The sequence below is a fragment of the Lysinibacillus sp. JNUCC-52 genome (genome assembly GCF_015999545.1).
Classification (GTDB): domain Bacteria; phylum Bacillota; class Bacilli; order Bacillales_A; family Planococcaceae; genus Lysinibacillus.
In genome coordinates, this window is record NZ_CP065546.1 from 3,053,745 (window position 1) to 3,069,048 (window position 15,304).

Consider the following 15,304-nt stretch of genomic DNA (forward strand, 5'->3'; position numbering starts at 1 on the left):
AATTAGCATGGTGTTGGCTGGAAGGGAATAATATGGCCATATGTTAAATAAGAAACAAACTATTCATTTTGTTCATAAATTGCATGATGAATATATTTTCTTTCAGGTCTGCCAATTGTGCCGTAAATGGGCTTTATGTGCAAAAATTGTTCGCCAACTAAGTATTCTAAATAACGACGTGCTGTTGATCGGCTAGAACCGATAAGCTCACTTAATTGTGAGGCAGTAAGCTCTTGTGTTTGAGCTTTTTCAAATATACTTTTAACGGTTTGTAACGTATGTAAATCGATTCCTTTTGCTAGCGTCTCTTCTGGTGTAGTTGATTCACGATAAAGTAAGGAATCAAGGTCATGTTGCGTGATGTTCATGCTATTTTGAAATAAATGTTGCTCATTCAAATATTTTTTAAATGCTTGTTGAAGTCGGTGTTGTTCAAACGGTTTAATTAAGTAATCTAAAATTCCCAAATCTAAGACGTCTTTTATTAATCCTCTTTCTGTAGCGGCTGAAATAACAATTATTTTAATAGAAGGATAGTGATGACGTATATGGCGTACTAATGAACAGCCTTCAACATCAGGGATATACAAATCTGTTAAAATAATGGCCGGTAAGCTAGAGGATAGGTTTAGTTTTTTTATTGCTTCTTGACCTGTACGAAAACTTTCCGTAACCCTAAAACCTCCTATTGCATGTACATAATCTGCGTGAATGTTTGCTACTCTAAAGTCATCTTCGATAATCCACACACTTCTGCATGCAGTCATACGAGAACACCTCCTTTAGGAACTATAATTAAAAAACATGCTCCTGATAAATCACCAGAATCTAATATAATATCTCCATTGATTTTTTCGAGGATTTTTTTACTAATCGTCAAGCCATGCCCACGATCTAAGCCTTCCTTTGTGGAAACACCCTTTGTAAAAATTTTATCGTACAAATTATTATCAATACCAGGTCCATTATCTTGGATCTCCATTAAGTAATGATTTTTATAATCGTTGATGGAAAGTTGAATTACTTTATTGGAGGATGACCAGTTTTTTAAAGATTCAATGGCATTTTGAAGGACATTACCAAGTGCTGTTACAATAGCATCTTCCTGAGGTTTAGTTAATTGAATAGATGGGGAAATTTCCTTTAGCTCCAGTTTAATGCCCAGTTCAGCTGCTTCTGCCATTTTGCCCTGAATTAATGCTAGAAGTATGGGGGCTGTTATATTACTGTTTAAAAATGTCTGATTTTTAAGTTGTATGTTTCGCTCTTCTTTAATAAAATCGATAGCTTGATGGTAGTGTTTATGAACAAGCAAACCTAAAATAATATGAAGCTTATTTGCAAACTCGTGTGTATAGGCCCGTTGCATATTGGCATATTGCTTGACCTGTTTTAGTTCATCGATAACTTTTTGAATGTCTATTTTTTTTCTAAATGTATACAATGAACCAATTTTTCTTTTCTTTTCAACTAAAGGCGCTTTATTTAGGATGATAATATTTTCATCTAATGATAGTTCTAAGTTATGAATGTATTCTTGTGCAACAATTTCAGGAGTGAAAATATGCTCAACTTTTGTTCCCATCCATTCGCAAATGGATTGATTATGAGTAGAATCTAGCATCTCGTACGCACTTTTATTAATAGTAGTAATTTGATTTAAATGATTGACCGCCAGTATTCCTTCTTCTGTTGTCTCTAAAATTACTTTGTTTTGCTGATATAATTTAGCGATGTGAATGGGCTCCATATTGAACAATAACTTTTTTATATATATGGATATAGCGATTGCTCCAAGAATGCCTATGAAGAGAATCATGATTGTATATTGTAGCCACTTGTAAATATGTTCCTTAATGGTTGTATCGATATGCGCTGTTAAAAAACCGACAGAAACAACACCGATAATGTTATCGTCTAAAACAATTGGAGCTTTACCTCGAATAGATTCGCCTAATGACCCTATCGTTTTAGAAATATAAGCTTGTTTATTTTGTAATGCTGCATCATTGTCTCCACCAACCATCTTATGTCCTATTTTATCTTCTGATGGGTGTGAGTAACGAACACCTTCAACATTACCAACGACAATAAACGCGGCATCAACCTCCTGTCTTAACGGTTCAACAATTAGCTGAATCGATTCACTTGGATGTTCTTGATCGAAGGCTGTAATAATTTCCTCCATTGAAGCAATGGTTTTAGCAATATTTAATGCTTCTACGCCTATTTGTTTTTCTGTTGTTTCTCGTATATGTTCTTGTAAAAGATACATAAACAGTCCACATATTACAAGAATTAGAATAGTCATTAAAAAAATCATTTTAACTGTTAGAGATTGGAACAAATTCTTCATATTTCACCTCTATATAGTTAGTATTATTTTTTCGATTGTTTCTAAATTCAAGTGATATAAACCTCGTGAAAGAGCGTATTTGAAATAGTCTATCATAAATCTTCAACAAAATGAGAGTAGATAACAGCTCATCATTATGGGGAACATTCAAAACTTTACGCTACAATAAAAAAAAGGAGTGATGGCTATGTCAGATGAAGTAAAAAATGTATTGCCCCCTGTAATTGATGTCACAACAAAAGTGCTTATTGTCGGTTCAATGCCAGGAAAGCAATCATTAGAGAAGCAACAATATTATGGCAATCCACGCAATCACTTTTGGTCTATTATTGGGGAAATATTAAAGCAAGAAATACCTGTAGATTATAGTGAGCGAATAGCGTTGTTAAAGGAAAATCATATTGGTTTGTGGGATACAATCGAATCATGTGAGCGGAAGGGCAGTTTAGATGCAGCCATTAAAAATGAAAAACCGAATGATTTTAAAACACTTTTTATACGTTATCCAAATATCAAACTTGTGCTTTTTAATGGTGGTAAAGCATTTGAAGTGTTTAAAAAACATATTGGCTTTGAAGTTTTAGACGGGCGAGCATATCAAAAGATGCCATCGACAAGCCCAATCCCAGGCAAAAATATTAAGTCATTTGATGAAAAACTCGAGGATTGGCAAGTGATGCAATCGTACTTAGCACAATAAAGGCTTAAACGTATGAACATAGCTTTGATGGCGAAAAAGTAAATGGTTAAGTAAAGACTAAATTGATGAATAGGCTAATGGCTCAATCAGCAATGGCCCTTACACATATATTGAAATATGTAAAAGGGGGAGTTTGCATTGAATATATTTCCTAATGATGATTTAGGGGAAAGACGTTTACCACCTAACTTTGGCCCACCAAATTTCGGTCCACCGAATATGGGACCACCTAACTTTGGCCCGCCTAATTTCGGTCCACCGAATATGGGGCCGCCTAACTTTGGCCCACCAAATTTTGGTCCACCGAATATAGGACCACCTAATTACGGCCCGCCATCTACTGGACAAATGCCAACGAGTGCTCCACCAAGTTTTTCGCCAGCTATGCCTGCATGGCATGGAGGATCTAGTGGTATTCAAAGATGTTTATTTAGGAATACTTTTATATGGACGAGAAACGGAAGAAATTTCTGGTTTTTCCCAACGGTTATTGGCAGGGAAGTTATCGCAGGATTCCGCTGGAGCAGTAGATCTGGCTGGCGCTTCAGTACAATTTTGCGGGATAACATCCTCGCATTCGAGTGTTTTAGATAAGGGACTTTTATTGCGAGGGATTCGTCGATTTAACGAGATGAATCCCTTTTTATTGTAGTGAACATAGTGCCTTTTTCGAAAATATAGAGAGAAATTTATGATAATTATTCTGTTTTTGAGAAAATGATGTTACAATTATTGTAACTAAAGATGAAGGGACGATGGGTGGCTGATGATTAACTAATCTTATTTTTTGCACATGAAATGTATATTTCAATGAACCAAAAATAGGATTAGTCTGCCCATTTTCCATAAGAGTAACGATACAGGCATAACCGCTGACGATCGTTAATCGTATACTTAAAACGCATATTTCCTCGTTAAAATTTCTTTAATGGGGTGTAGCTTTTTTAGTATTGGATCATCTCATAAACGAGGCTCTACGTTTGAGCTTTTTTATGTATGATATTTCGCGACTAATCCTTCCAAAATAATTGGAGGGATTTTTTTGTCCCTCTATACGGAGAGGAACGGATGAAATGAAAGAATTTTTAAAATTACAGAATGTACAGTATGAAGTGAATGATACATTAATTTTTGAAAATGTGAACGCTACGGTAAAACAAGGTGAAGTCATTGGCATAATCGGTAAAAATGGTGCTGGAAAATCGACATTATTACAGCTCATTCAAGGCATACTAACTCCTACAACAGGGCAGCTATTGTGGTTACAGCAAATCAAAATAGCTTATGTAGAGCAAGAGCAAGCAGCTATTGAAAATGGGGAAGTAAGTGCAGAGGAAGCCAATTTACTAGCGAAATGGCATGTGCCAAACACAGAGTTTACCGCTTTAAGTGGTGGCGAAAAGCTGAAAAGGCGACTAGCACGAGGCTTTTCACAGCATGCGCAATTACTATTATTGGATGAACCGACAAATCACTTAGATGAAGCAAGTACAGCACTGCTAATCGCTCAAGTAAAAAAATATGGCGGTACAATTATTGTCGTGTCACATGACCGTTATTTTTTGGATGAAGTTGCCACGAAAATATGGTCATTGGAAGACGGTAAATTGCATGAGCATAGTGGGCATTATACAAGTTATATGGCGGCTAGAGAGCAGCAACGATTAGCACAGCAACGTGCCTATGAAAAACAGCAAAAGAACATTGAACGTATTGAAGCGCAGATGAATGAGCTTTCGTCGTGGTCGCATAAGGCACATGCGCAATCGACGAAGCAAGAGGGTGTGAAGGAGTTTTATCGAGTTAAAGCTAAACGTATGGATGCGCAAGTAAAATCAAAGAAAAAACGATTGGAAAAGGAATTAGCAAAAAATAAAGTTGAACAACTTAAGCAAGAAGAGGAAGTACGATTTTCAGTAGAAACAAGCCAACGGGTAGGAAAACGATTTTTAGAGTGTAAGCATGTAACAAAATCTTTTCACCATCGTCTTATATTGAAAGATGTAAATATGACAATTAAATTTGGTGAAAAGATTGCGATTACTGGTCCAAATGGTAGCGGGAAAACGACTTTATTGAAAGTGCTGACAGGGCAAGAAAAGGCAGATGGCGATATATGGATTTCTCCTGCTGCCAATATTGGCTATTTAACGCAGGACGTATTTGATTTGCCGCTTGAACTGACGCCAGAGCAATATTTTTACAAGGAGACGTTTGAGGAAAGAGGTAAAGTCCGCAATGTCATGAAACATTTAGGGTTTACAGCGAGTCATTGGACAGCGCCTATTGGCAATATGAGTATGGGTGAGCGTGTGAAGTGTAAGCTTATGGCCTATATATTAGAGGAAAAAAACGTTCTCATTTTAGATGAGCCAACGAACCATTTAGATTTGCCTTCACGAGAGCAATTGGAGAAAACATTGGAGCTGTATACAGGTACATTGCTCGTTGTTTCACACGATCGTTATTTTCTAGAAAAAACGACGAACATTGTTTGGGAGCTTAAAAATAATGGCATTGAAAGAAAATGGAAAGAGAGTGCACCTTCACAAGTAAATGATACGAGCGCACTACGATTAACGCTTGAAAACGAAAGACAAGAAATACTCGGCAAATTGAGCTTTCTAACGGCAAAGGATAAAGAATATGCAATGCTTGATCGAAAGTTTAATGACTTAACGAAGCAAATTAACGAACTTCGTTAGTTTAACGTTTAAGAGAGAAAAGAGTGGGGAAAATAAACTTGATTCAGCAGAAATTCTCGCATTTATCATTTATTAATGTGGGGAAAACGGGCTTATATCATAGTTTTTCAAACAAATAAAAAACGCCAAAGCGTAATTGATATAAAGCCAAAGAGGGGTGTCTAGATGAAAAAATTACTTTTTACAAGCTTACTCACGATTAGTATGCTAAGCGCATGTACTACAAATGAGGATGAGAAAGTGAACGAGCAAGACCAAACACAGCAAAACGATACACAAGAAGAGCAGCAATCGAATGAAAATGAGCATGCAACAACTGAATCAAATGGTGAGGACACTGTTTCTTCTGTAACACAGGCAGAAGCATTAAAAACGATAAAAGAGCAGCTTGGCACAGAACTGGCAGTAGTAATGCCAAATAATCTTCCGCTTACAAAGGGGAATTTTTTAACGGCAACAACGAATGGCACTGATACACAGGCTGAAATACTATTTCTAGAAAGCAAAGAATATATTCCTGTTAATGATGTGAAGCTAAAAAATGCTTCAGCTGCTACACCGATTGCCAAGCTTACTGTAAAGCTATTTGACAGTGTAGATGAAGCAAACAAACAAATTGCTTATGAAGACTATAGTAAAAATGGTGGGCAACAAGTAGCGCTCGGCTACAATATTAATGGCTACCAAGATGCAGGCGCTGGCTCGTTGTGGACTGGCTGGAATGAGGGGAGATGGGCCATTGCTACTCATACCCGAACAGATAATCCAGACGCTGGAGTAGATTTAGCGAAACAAGCAGTAGAATATTTAGAATCCCATACGCTTCCGATTCCACATGAGAACGGCATGGTACATTTAGACGTCTATGAATCAGGAAACTTAATCGTATGGCAAGATGGAAAACTAGTCTATACCCTTGATTCGATAAAGGATCCAATGAAGGCATTAGCAATTGCATCAGCCTTTAATCAATAAATAAAATTCCTTGAGCGGCAATTGCGCTCAAGGAATTTTTTTGTTTATTTACTTTTCAGCCTCATCTACTAGTAGCGTATACTCTGCTACTCTATTTTGCCATGCTTCCATTGGAAACTCCTTATGCACAATACCATTTAATAGGTCCGACAATTGCTCCAAGCAAATATGCCAACCCGCTAAATCTTTAGGTGTATGGTCAGATAGCTGACCGATTGTTTCACGCAATATTAATATAGAGCCATCACTAGTTGGCGATAGCATAAAGCGTACACTATCCTTGCCCCATTCAAATTCTAGTACCTCCTGCTCAATATAATCCGTGATCGCCATCTCTATAAAGGCATCTGTTCCATCATTCATATTAAAACGCATGTTACCATTTTTCTTAAGGTCAACCATTTCTAAATTGCTCATCCATTTTTGAAGTTTTCCATTGTCTGTTAGTACCGCCCAAACTTCACTAATTGCATGTGACAATGGGCAAGTAAATTGAGCGATGTAGACGGATTGGTGTTTTTGAATGGTAGCTAGCATAAATATCCTCCTTGAATTTAAGGCTATTTGACCTTTTATTTATGAAAGACTGCTTGGAATAATCGGGTCACGCCTTCTTGTATTTCATCTTTCTTTAAATGGCCAAATCCTAAAATAATTCGATTGTTATGGTTTCCTTTACTAATGGAATGATCTTCAACTGGATATACTTTCACCCCAAAGTGTTCAATTTTTTCAAGTAGTGCTCTTGAGAAGTTGATGTTTTGTATTTCCACAACAAGGTGCAAACCTGTAGAATAGCCTAAAATTTTTATTCGATTTGAAAAGGTTGTATGTAAACAATCGATAAGAAAATCTCTATTGTTTTTATAATACTTCTTCATTTTTGCAATATGTCGCTCTAAGTATCCCTCTTTAATAAAGTGAGCTAGAATTAGCTGTTCCACCGAAGGCGTATGTAAATCAGAGAACCATTTAAGTTGACGGCATTTCTCAACAAGGTCTATTGGAAGAACCAAATAGCCAATTCTTAATGCTGGCGAGAGAATTTTACTAAACGATCCAACGTAAAGAACACGATTGGGGTCTAATCCTTGTAAGGAGCTTACGGGAGGACCTTCATATCTAAATTCGCTATCATAGTCATCTTCCACTAAATAACACTGTTTTTGTCTTGCATAGTTTATTAACTGAATCCTGCGTTGGATTGGTAAAGTACCCCCTAATGGAAACTGATGAGAAGGGGTAATAAAGACGAATTTTGGCTGTTGATTATGTGGTAATAAGGATGTTCTCATACCAGATTGATCAACTGGAATTGCATAAATAGAAGCGCCAGAAGATGTAAATATTGTTTGAATATCATTTGTAATCGGGTCTTCCATAATAGCGATATCATTTGCTGATAATAATAATCTTGCAATGATGGTTAATGCCTGAGTAGCACCAGAAGTTATGACTATTTGTTCTGGATGGCATTCGACACCTCTTGTCCGCAATAAATAGTTGGCTAATACATCCCTCAATTCGTATCGACCTTCAGGTAGGTCGTAACCAAAAAGTGTTGGATTCGTATCATTCCATATACGATGAGATAATTTTGCCCATGTTTTACGCGGAAATAAACTTAACGCAGGAATGCCTGAACGAAAATCAATTTTCATTTCTTCCTTTTTTTCTTCCGTTCTGTTCTTTAATACAACTTTGTTAGATTGAGTTAATAAGGCACCATCTGTAACAAATGTACCAGAACCTCTATAGGAGACGATAAATCCTTCTGCTATTAGTTGATCATAAGCTTCTAATATTACATTTCTAGACACACTTAACTCGGAACAGAGTTTACGTGTTGATGCCAACCTCTCGCCACCTTGTAAAGTGCCATTTAAAATTTTTTCACGAATTTGTTGATAGACCTGTTTATTTAAAGGTATATCTAATGCTCTATTTATTGGTATCCACAGCATGAATATTCGTCTCCTTCTTCAAATTGGTACCGTTAAAAAGTATAGTAAGTGGTTCTATTTTTACCAATATTACCATGATACAGTAACTTTAAATAATGAATAGGAGCTGAAAAAATGAAAAGGCCAGAAGAATTAGTTACTCAAGCATTGAAATCGGCTGCAAGAAATAATGAAATGAAAAATGATTTGCAACAATCGAAAGAACTTTATCCACTATTATCGAAGGCTGCAAGACGCTATGTAGCAGGGGAAGAAAGAGCGGAAGCCATTTCTATAGCAAAAAATTTTCTTGCTAAAGATTATCAAATTTCACTTGAGTTTATTGGAGAAAATACTGACAATCTGGAGGAATGTCAAAAGGCTACAAACGAATTTATGAAGTTGATTGAAGAGCTTGGTACTTTAGCTATGGGGCAAACTGTATCATTTGATTTATCGCATATTGGATTGTCTATAAACAAAGAGATTGCTTATAAACACCTACTTCAACTTGTTCAGCAGGCAAAAAAATACGGCATTATTTTAATGATTAGTATGGAGGAATCCTTAAAGACGGACGATATTCTTAACATATATAAAAAGATAGCGATCGAATACAACAATATCGGCATCACGTTACAAGCTCATTTATACCGAACTGCGTTGGATATACAGGAGCTTGTTCAATATTCTGGGAAGATAAGAATCGTGAAAGGTGCTTTTCAAGAGCCAAATACAATTGCATTGAAGCGATCAGAAGAGTTGAATCGTCGCTATCTTCAATATGTAGATCAATTAGTTAAATTAAATCATCCTATTTCAATAGCTACGCATGATGAATCCATTATACAAGTGATGGAACAACGACAATATTTCCAGCAAACGAATGTAGAAATTGAGACGCTTTATGGAATTCGACCAGAGTTAATTCGGGGTTTAAAAGAAAAAGGATATAACGGTAAGGTATATTTGCCGTATGGTCAGGATTGGTATTTATATTTATGTCATCGTCTTGCCGAAAACCCAGAGAACCTATATTTAGCAGTAACGGACATGTTAAGTACAGCGTTAGTAGACAGTAGTGAAGATTATTGAAGAATCAAATCATTTCTATTATCAATATAAGCCTTGCTATGAGTATAGTAGGAAGCTCTGTTGTTGCGGGTAAACTTATTGTTCAAAGTTTCCCTGTATTTCTTGCTTCTGAACTGAGGTTTTTAGTGGCAACAATCATTTTAGTGCCGATATTATTAATAGCTGAAGGTATGCCTTCAATACGAAAAAAAGACTATCTCTTGTTATTTTTACAAGCATTATCAGGTGTGTTTTTATTTAATATTTTTATGCTTTTTGGACTGACGCAAACGACAGCAACTGAAGCAGGTTTAATTACAAGTACTGTCCCTGCCTGTACGGGGTTGCTGTCATTTTTTCTATTGAAAGAGAAATTAACAAAGAATATTGTATTGGGCATATGCATTGCAATGATGGGAATTACGACGATTCATGCTCCTGGGATGTTTGGTATTTCTAACACTCCTCATATATCAGTAGTTGGTAATCTACTTGTATTTGGTGCAATTATGTGCGAGTCATTGTTTATTATCGTTGGGAAATTTATTTCCCGACGTGTTAGCGCGTTAGCTATTTCTACAATTGTTAGCTGTTTTGGGACAATATTATTTCTACCATTTGCGCTATATGAAAGTAGGCAGTTTGCATATGAAAAAGTGTCGTTTGCTGAATGGGGCATAATTCTTTATTTTGGAATCGTTGTAACGGTCATCGCATTTATTTTGATGCATCTGGGGATAGCAAAAGTGTCAGCGAGTATGGCGGGCATTTTAACGGGCTTTTTGCCAATCAGTAGTATTGCGTTATCTTCTTTGTTGTTAGGTGAAGCGATTACTTCTGTTCAATTAATTGGATGTGTACTAGTTTTAGTTGCCATATTTTATCTATCAAGACAACCAGCAACTAAATAAGTGTTTTGAAGAGCAGGAAAGAAGAAAACAGGAGGAATGGGAATGGATTATCAACAAGCTTTAACACGGTACATTGACGCAACAAATACGCATGACTTTAATAATGTCAAAGCGCTATTACACCCACAAGCAGTTTATTGGTTTACTGATAAAACATGCACAACGCTAGAGGAGATAGAAGCTTATTTTAATCATGCATGGCATGTCATAAAAGATGAAGTTTATCGAGCGGCAAATGTTCAGTGGCTAACCGTTGATGAAACTACCGCTACCTGTATTTATACATACCATTACGAAGGATATCATAATGGCACATTTGTATCAGGGAGCGGGAGAGCAACAAACGTATTTACTGTAGTAAATAATGAATGGAAGCTTATTCATGAGCATTTAAGTAGCTAGTGCAGTTGGCATTGGGCACCCTTTTGCAATCAACCCTCTTAATCTAGCTTTGCCGCATAAATGCGTGAGCTTTCGCCCCAAGGATGATAGCCAGTACCGATATGTGAAAAGCCATAGCGCTCATATAAGCCAATATGGTCTGTGCTAAGATACAGATGCGAAAAACCGTGTTGCTGAGCATCCTTTTTAGCTTGCTCTAATAGCAATGCTCCATAGGCATGCCCGCGATGGTTTTCTTCAATATATACCGCACATACCCAAGGATATAAATCCATACGACTAATAAAATCATTCGTTATTAAACCTGCACAGCCAATAATTTCATCATTGTCCATTAATAAATACCACTGCGGAAGTGGTGCCTGTGCTTCGATGCAATGTGAAATACAATCCTCATAGAGCATCATAGTCTCCTCACTTGCCCATTTGCTTTGTATATAGCTGGTCGCCAATTGAGCATAACGAGGCTCCTCACGTACAGAAATAATTTTCATACTCACACCCCTTTGAAAAATAATAGCATACAGTTATTATTGTAATAAATGGAAACGTTTATAAGCAATACTAAACCTCTGGGAGGGGCAATAAAGGTGCAAATTAGATCCGCGGGTATACATGATATTAAAGCTTTAACTTTGTTAATGGAGCAGCTTGGCTACCCAACGACAGAGGACAAAATGATGCAAAGATTTCAAGCTTTAGCAGCCAATCCAAGCTACCATACATTAGTTGCTGAAGTGGATGGATACGTAGTTGGGATGGCAGGGTTATGCCATAGCTTGTTTTATGAGCATGATGGTTGTTATGTACGCATTGTCGCCTTTGTCGTAGATTCTAACTATCGCAGAAAGGGCATTGGACAGAAGCTACTTGAAGCGATAGAATACTGGGCAGTGGAACAGGATGCATCTGCACTTGTGTTGAATAGCGGTAATCGTGAAGAACGTATTGCTGCGCACCACTTTTACAGACAGCAGGGCTTTGAAGGGAAAAGTACAGGCTTTAGTAAGCCATTAAAATAGCGAAATATCAAGGAGTTTGATGGAATGGAGCGGTTATTAACTGAAAGTGATTTAATAGCGTTAATTGAGTCAGATACATGGATGATGACTATTTTACGCTGTGTCGAGCAACTACAATTACCTGACTGCTGGGTATGTGCTGGATTTATTCGTTCAAAGGTATGGGACCATTTGCATGAATATAAAGATAGAACCCCTTTGGGGGATATTGATGTCATTTATTTTGATAAACAATGTATCTCAGAACAACTAGAGAAGCAATATGAGCAGCGATTGTTACAATCCTTACCAAAAGAACCGTGGTCTGTGAAAAATCAAGCTAGAATGCATGTTATTAACGATAGTGAACCCTATCAATCTGCCGTTGATGGCATTGCGCATTTTCCTGAATTACCAACAGCGATTGGCGTAAGGCTTACACAAGGTGCACTGGAAATTGTAGCGCCCTATGGCACACACCAATTGCTGTCGGGCATTGTTGCGCCTACACCTTATTTTGATGAAAATACACATTTACATGATATTTATCAAAAGAGGATACATAACAAACAATGGCAAAAGGTGTGGCCGAAACTAGCATTCGTATCCTCGATATAGCGAAAGGTGCTGACAAAATTGCAGTCAGAAAAGAAGCAAATTATTATGCATTATGAAAAATCGATACTGTGGCTAGAGCGACTTTCGGATGTTACGGAAAAGCAGTGGCGTATGCCAATCCAACAAGGAAAATGGACTGTGGCCGAAGTTATTGGACATCTAAGCCCGTGGGATGAATTTGTATTGCATGAACGAATTCCCTTTCTCTCGACACAAGAGCAGATGCCTAAGGGGCCCAATGTGGAACAGATGAATGATGAAGCAGCCAGCATTAGTCGTTTGCAAAGTATGGAGCAAACATTGCAAGCGCTACTTAAGAATCGGCGTTTACTGTTAGAGGCGATTGTTCATTTAACGGATGAATTGTGGCAGCAACGCTTACAAATAGGGCGTTCGGAGCTTACATTGTACAGTTATTTTTCAGGGTTAGTCGAACATGATCGGCATCATTTTTCACAAGTTCAAAATGTTATAGGTGAGATGGAATGGAAATAAATATAAATCAAATTATTGATTATTATGCACAGGCAACTGTGAATTTCGTTGATATTTTTACAAATAAAATGGAACCAAATCTAAAAGATATAGGGCGTACAACAGCGCCAGGGAAATGTGGATTAGTGTTCCCACTGGCAGGCAGAGCGTCTTTTAGTTTTAATGGTACCCCCTATCTAATGGAGCCAGGAATGGTTGTCCATGCAGGGCCGCAAATGCCAATAGAAATTCAGACGATTGGTGATAAGGCGTGGGAGTATGCGGTAGTCCATTATCATCTACCAGCAGAAGAGGTGGCTCTTTATCCATTAGCAACACAGCATTTCTCAATCAAAACAGGTGAGCACTCAAAAATTATAAATCTCGTGCAACAACTAATAGAAAGCTACGCAATGCCAGGGAGTATGGCAACATTTAAATCAAAGTCGTTATTTATGAATTTAGTAGAAGCGATATTAATTTCGGCAAAAATGAAGGTGCTTGATACAGCAAATGAAATGATGGAGCAGGTAATACAATACATACACGAGCATTATTCGAAACCATTGTCGGTGTCGAAAATTGCACAGGAATTCGGTGTAGAGCGTCGGCGATTTGCCTATCTTTTTGAACAGCATACAGGTATGAATCCTAGTAGCTATTTAACAGAATACCGCATGCGGAGGGCAAAGGAATTGCTACAATTTTGTGACTCTACTGTAGCTGAAATTGCTGAATGTGTAGGCTATGTTGATAGCTTTTATTTTAGCCGTGTCTTTAAAAAAAGTACTGGTATGTCTCCAACAGCATATCGCAAAGTAATGCTAGAAGAAGCTAAGTATGTTTAAAGAAGTCAATAGAAAACATCGTTAAAAACCCGTAAACCCGTGGAACGCATCATTAATAGCTGGATAAAAAGTGTTAGATTGATTGCAGTCAATCTAACACTTTTTCTTTTATGATTAGTCTCTTTTTTTTAAAATACATTCGGCAAAAATCCATATAGAAAATAAAATTGTCCATTCACAACTATTTTTCTCTTTGGTAGGATAGAATTCGTAAATGATAATGACTATCAATTAAATAATCAATTGCTATTGACATATAAATGAAAATGATTATCATTATCGTTAGTAGATGAAAATAATGAGGAGAGATTCATTGTGAATAAATATATTAAAATGTGTGCACCTGCACTTTTAGCACTATCCCTTGCTGCGTGTGGTACTGATAAAGAGGAGTCCACACCTGTCAAAAATGACACAGCCGAAACAAGTACGACTGCAACGCAAACGGAACAAGCGTCAACACAAAACATTACATATTTAGGTGAGACATATGAACTGCCAGCAAAGGTTGAAAACATTGTAGCGGCAAGTTTAGAGTCTATGGAAGACGCGGCAATGCTTGGTATCAAGCCAATTGGTGTACTTGACATTGGTGGGAAAATTCCATCATATCTTTCAAAAGAATTAGAAGGTGCAACACTAGTCGGCAATAAAATGGAGCCGAATGCTGAAGCAATTTTAGCCCTTGATCCTGATGTTATTATAGGTACTTCAAAATTCCCTGAGGAAACGGCTGAAAAACTTAATAAAATTCAAACAATGATTCCTTACTCACATATTTCAACAAACTGGAAAGAAAATTTAACACTCCTTGCACAGCTTACTGGAAAAGAAGACGATGCTAAAAAGATTATTGCAGACTATGAAGCGAAAGTAGCGGATGCTCAAGCTAAATCAAAAGAGCAACTAGCGGACAAGGAAGTATTAATTATTCGCTTACGTGGCGGTGTTATGTACATCTATCCTGCAGGCGTTTACTTAAATCCAGTACTTTATGAGGATTTAGGTGCACCAGTACCTGAAATTTTAAATAATACAAAAGCGCAAGCGGAACTTTCACTTGAAACGTTAGCAGAGATTGACCCAGATGCGATTTTCTTACAATTTGAGGAATCTGAAAATACAGATGCTCCGAAAGCATTAGAAGATTTGCAAAAAAATCCGATTTTTGCAAGCTTAAAAGCAACAAAAAGTGAACAGGTTTTCGTCAATGCCATTGATCCTCTAGCTCAAGGTGGTACTGCTTGGTCTAAGGTTAAATTCCTAGATGTCGCAGCGGAAAAATTACTTAAATAGA

Annotated in this window: 17 protein-coding genes; 12 read left to right on the forward strand and 5 right to left on the reverse strand. The window is 37.1% G+C overall.

Annotated features, from left to right (window positions below; genetic code table 11):
• Positions 1-59: 59 nt before the first annotated feature.
• Positions 60-767, reverse strand: coding sequence for a response regulator (locus JNUCC52_RS15130; RefSeq protein WP_337980243.1), 708 nt, complete (start codon positions 765-767; stop codon positions 60-62).
• A complete protein-coding gene (locus JNUCC52_RS15135) occupies positions 764-2,275 on the reverse strand; it encodes an ATP-binding protein (protein ID WP_337980244.1) in 1,512 nt (503 codons plus the stop codon). Before JNUCC52_RS15135 ends, JNUCC52_RS15130 begins: the two co-directional genes overlap by 4 nt.
• A 268-nt stretch (positions 2,276-2,543) precedes the next feature.
• On the opposite strand from JNUCC52_RS15135, the gene JNUCC52_RS15140 reads away from it, so the two are divergent.
• The 4 genes from JNUCC52_RS15140 to JNUCC52_RS15155 all read left to right on the forward strand — a co-directional run bounded on the left by JNUCC52_RS15140 (position 2,544) and on the right by JNUCC52_RS15155 (position 6,736).
• On the forward strand, positions 2,544-3,056 hold the full coding sequence (locus JNUCC52_RS15140; protein WP_337980245.1) for a DNA-deoxyinosine glycosylase: 513 nt from the start codon (positions 2,544-2,546) through the stop codon (positions 3,054-3,056).
• 409 nt (positions 3,057-3,465) lie between these two features.
• Positions 3,466-3,708 (forward strand): hypothetical protein, encoded by a 243-nt coding sequence (locus tag JNUCC52_RS15145; RefSeq protein ID WP_337980246.1) that lies wholly within the window; start codon positions 3,466-3,468, stop codon positions 3,706-3,708.
• 421 nt (positions 3,709-4,129) lie between these two features.
• Complete coding sequence (gene abc-f / locus JNUCC52_RS15150; protein WP_337980247.1) at positions 4,130-5,761, forward strand: ribosomal protection-like ABC-F family protein; 1,632 nt, start codon at positions 4,130-4,132, stop codon at positions 5,759-5,761.
• 165 nt (positions 5,762-5,926) lie between these two features.
• On the forward strand, positions 5,927-6,736 hold the full coding sequence (locus tag JNUCC52_RS15155; RefSeq protein WP_337980248.1) for a hypothetical protein: 810 nt from the start codon (positions 5,927-5,929) through the stop codon (positions 6,734-6,736).
• Positions 6,737-6,784: 48 nt separating this feature from the next.
• Here the strand turns inward: JNUCC52_RS15155 and JNUCC52_RS15160 are convergent, their stop codons facing one another.
• Together JNUCC52_RS15160 and pdxR are read right to left on the reverse strand one after the other, a co-directional pair.
• Positions 6,785-7,273: an SRPBCC family protein gene (locus JNUCC52_RS15160; protein WP_337980249.1), complete on the reverse strand. Its 489-nt coding sequence runs from the start codon at positions 7,271-7,273 to the stop codon at positions 6,785-6,787.
• Positions 7,274-7,308: 35 nt separating this feature from the next.
• The gene (gene pdxR, locus JNUCC52_RS15165; protein WP_337980250.1) at positions 7,309-8,700 is read right to left on the reverse strand and encodes a MocR-like pyridoxine biosynthesis transcription factor PdxR; all 1,392 of its coding nucleotides are present in this window, start codon (positions 8,698-8,700) and stop codon (positions 7,309-7,311) included.
• Between the two features lie 114 nt (positions 8,701-8,814).
• Between pdxR and JNUCC52_RS15170 the strand changes: the two genes are divergently transcribed.
• The 3 genes from JNUCC52_RS15170 to JNUCC52_RS15180 are packed head-to-tail and all read left to right on the forward strand — an operon-like array spanning position 8,815 to position 11,066.
• Positions 8,815-9,774 (forward strand): proline dehydrogenase family protein, encoded by a 960-nt coding sequence (locus JNUCC52_RS15170; protein WP_337980251.1) that lies wholly within the window; start codon positions 8,815-8,817, stop codon positions 9,772-9,774.
• Positions 9,771-10,664, forward strand: coding sequence for a DMT family transporter (locus JNUCC52_RS15175; protein WP_337980252.1), 894 nt, complete (start codon positions 9,771-9,773; stop codon positions 10,662-10,664). Before JNUCC52_RS15170 ends, JNUCC52_RS15175 begins: the two co-directional genes overlap by 4 nt.
• 42 nt (positions 10,665-10,706) lie before the next feature.
• Positions 10,707-11,066 carry a YybH family protein gene (locus JNUCC52_RS15180; RefSeq protein ID WP_337980253.1) on the forward strand — a complete coding sequence of 120 codons (360 nt, stop codon included), beginning with the start codon at positions 10,707-10,709 and terminating at the stop codon, positions 11,064-11,066.
• A gap of 38 nt (positions 11,067-11,104) precedes the next feature.
• On the opposite strand, the gene JNUCC52_RS15185 is transcribed toward JNUCC52_RS15180, so the two are convergent.
• A complete protein-coding gene (locus tag JNUCC52_RS15185; protein ID WP_337980254.1) occupies positions 11,105-11,560 on the reverse strand; it encodes a GNAT family N-acetyltransferase in 456 nt (151 codons plus the stop codon).
• Positions 11,561-11,656: 96 nt separating this feature from the next.
• Between JNUCC52_RS15185 and JNUCC52_RS15190 the strand changes: the two genes are divergently transcribed.
• The 5 genes from JNUCC52_RS15190 (at position 11,657) to JNUCC52_RS15210 (ending at position 15,303) form a co-directional block, all read left to right on the forward strand.
• Positions 11,657-12,088 carry a GNAT family N-acetyltransferase gene (locus JNUCC52_RS15190; protein WP_139860273.1) on the forward strand — a complete coding sequence of 144 codons (432 nt, stop codon included), beginning with the start codon at positions 11,657-11,659 and terminating at the stop codon, positions 12,086-12,088.
• Positions 12,089-12,112: 24 nt separating this feature from the next.
• Positions 12,113-12,685, forward strand: coding sequence for a nucleotidyltransferase family protein (locus JNUCC52_RS15195; protein ID WP_337980255.1), 573 nt, complete (start codon positions 12,113-12,115; stop codon positions 12,683-12,685).
• Between the two features lie 18 nt (positions 12,686-12,703).
• Positions 12,704-13,180 carry a DinB family protein gene (locus tag JNUCC52_RS15200; RefSeq protein ID WP_337980256.1) on the forward strand — a complete coding sequence of 159 codons (477 nt, stop codon included), beginning with the start codon at positions 12,704-12,706 and terminating at the stop codon, positions 13,178-13,180.
• Complete coding sequence (locus JNUCC52_RS15205) at positions 13,171-14,007, forward strand: helix-turn-helix domain-containing protein (protein WP_337980257.1); 837 nt, start codon at positions 13,171-13,173, stop codon at positions 14,005-14,007. Before JNUCC52_RS15200 ends, JNUCC52_RS15205 begins: the two co-directional genes overlap by 10 nt.
• Positions 14,008-14,322: 315 nt before the next feature.
• Positions 14,323-15,303, forward strand: a complete 981-nt coding sequence (locus tag JNUCC52_RS15210; protein WP_305068703.1) for an ABC transporter substrate-binding protein — start codon at positions 14,323-14,325, stop codon at positions 15,301-15,303.
• Position 15,304: the final 1 nt, after the last annotated feature.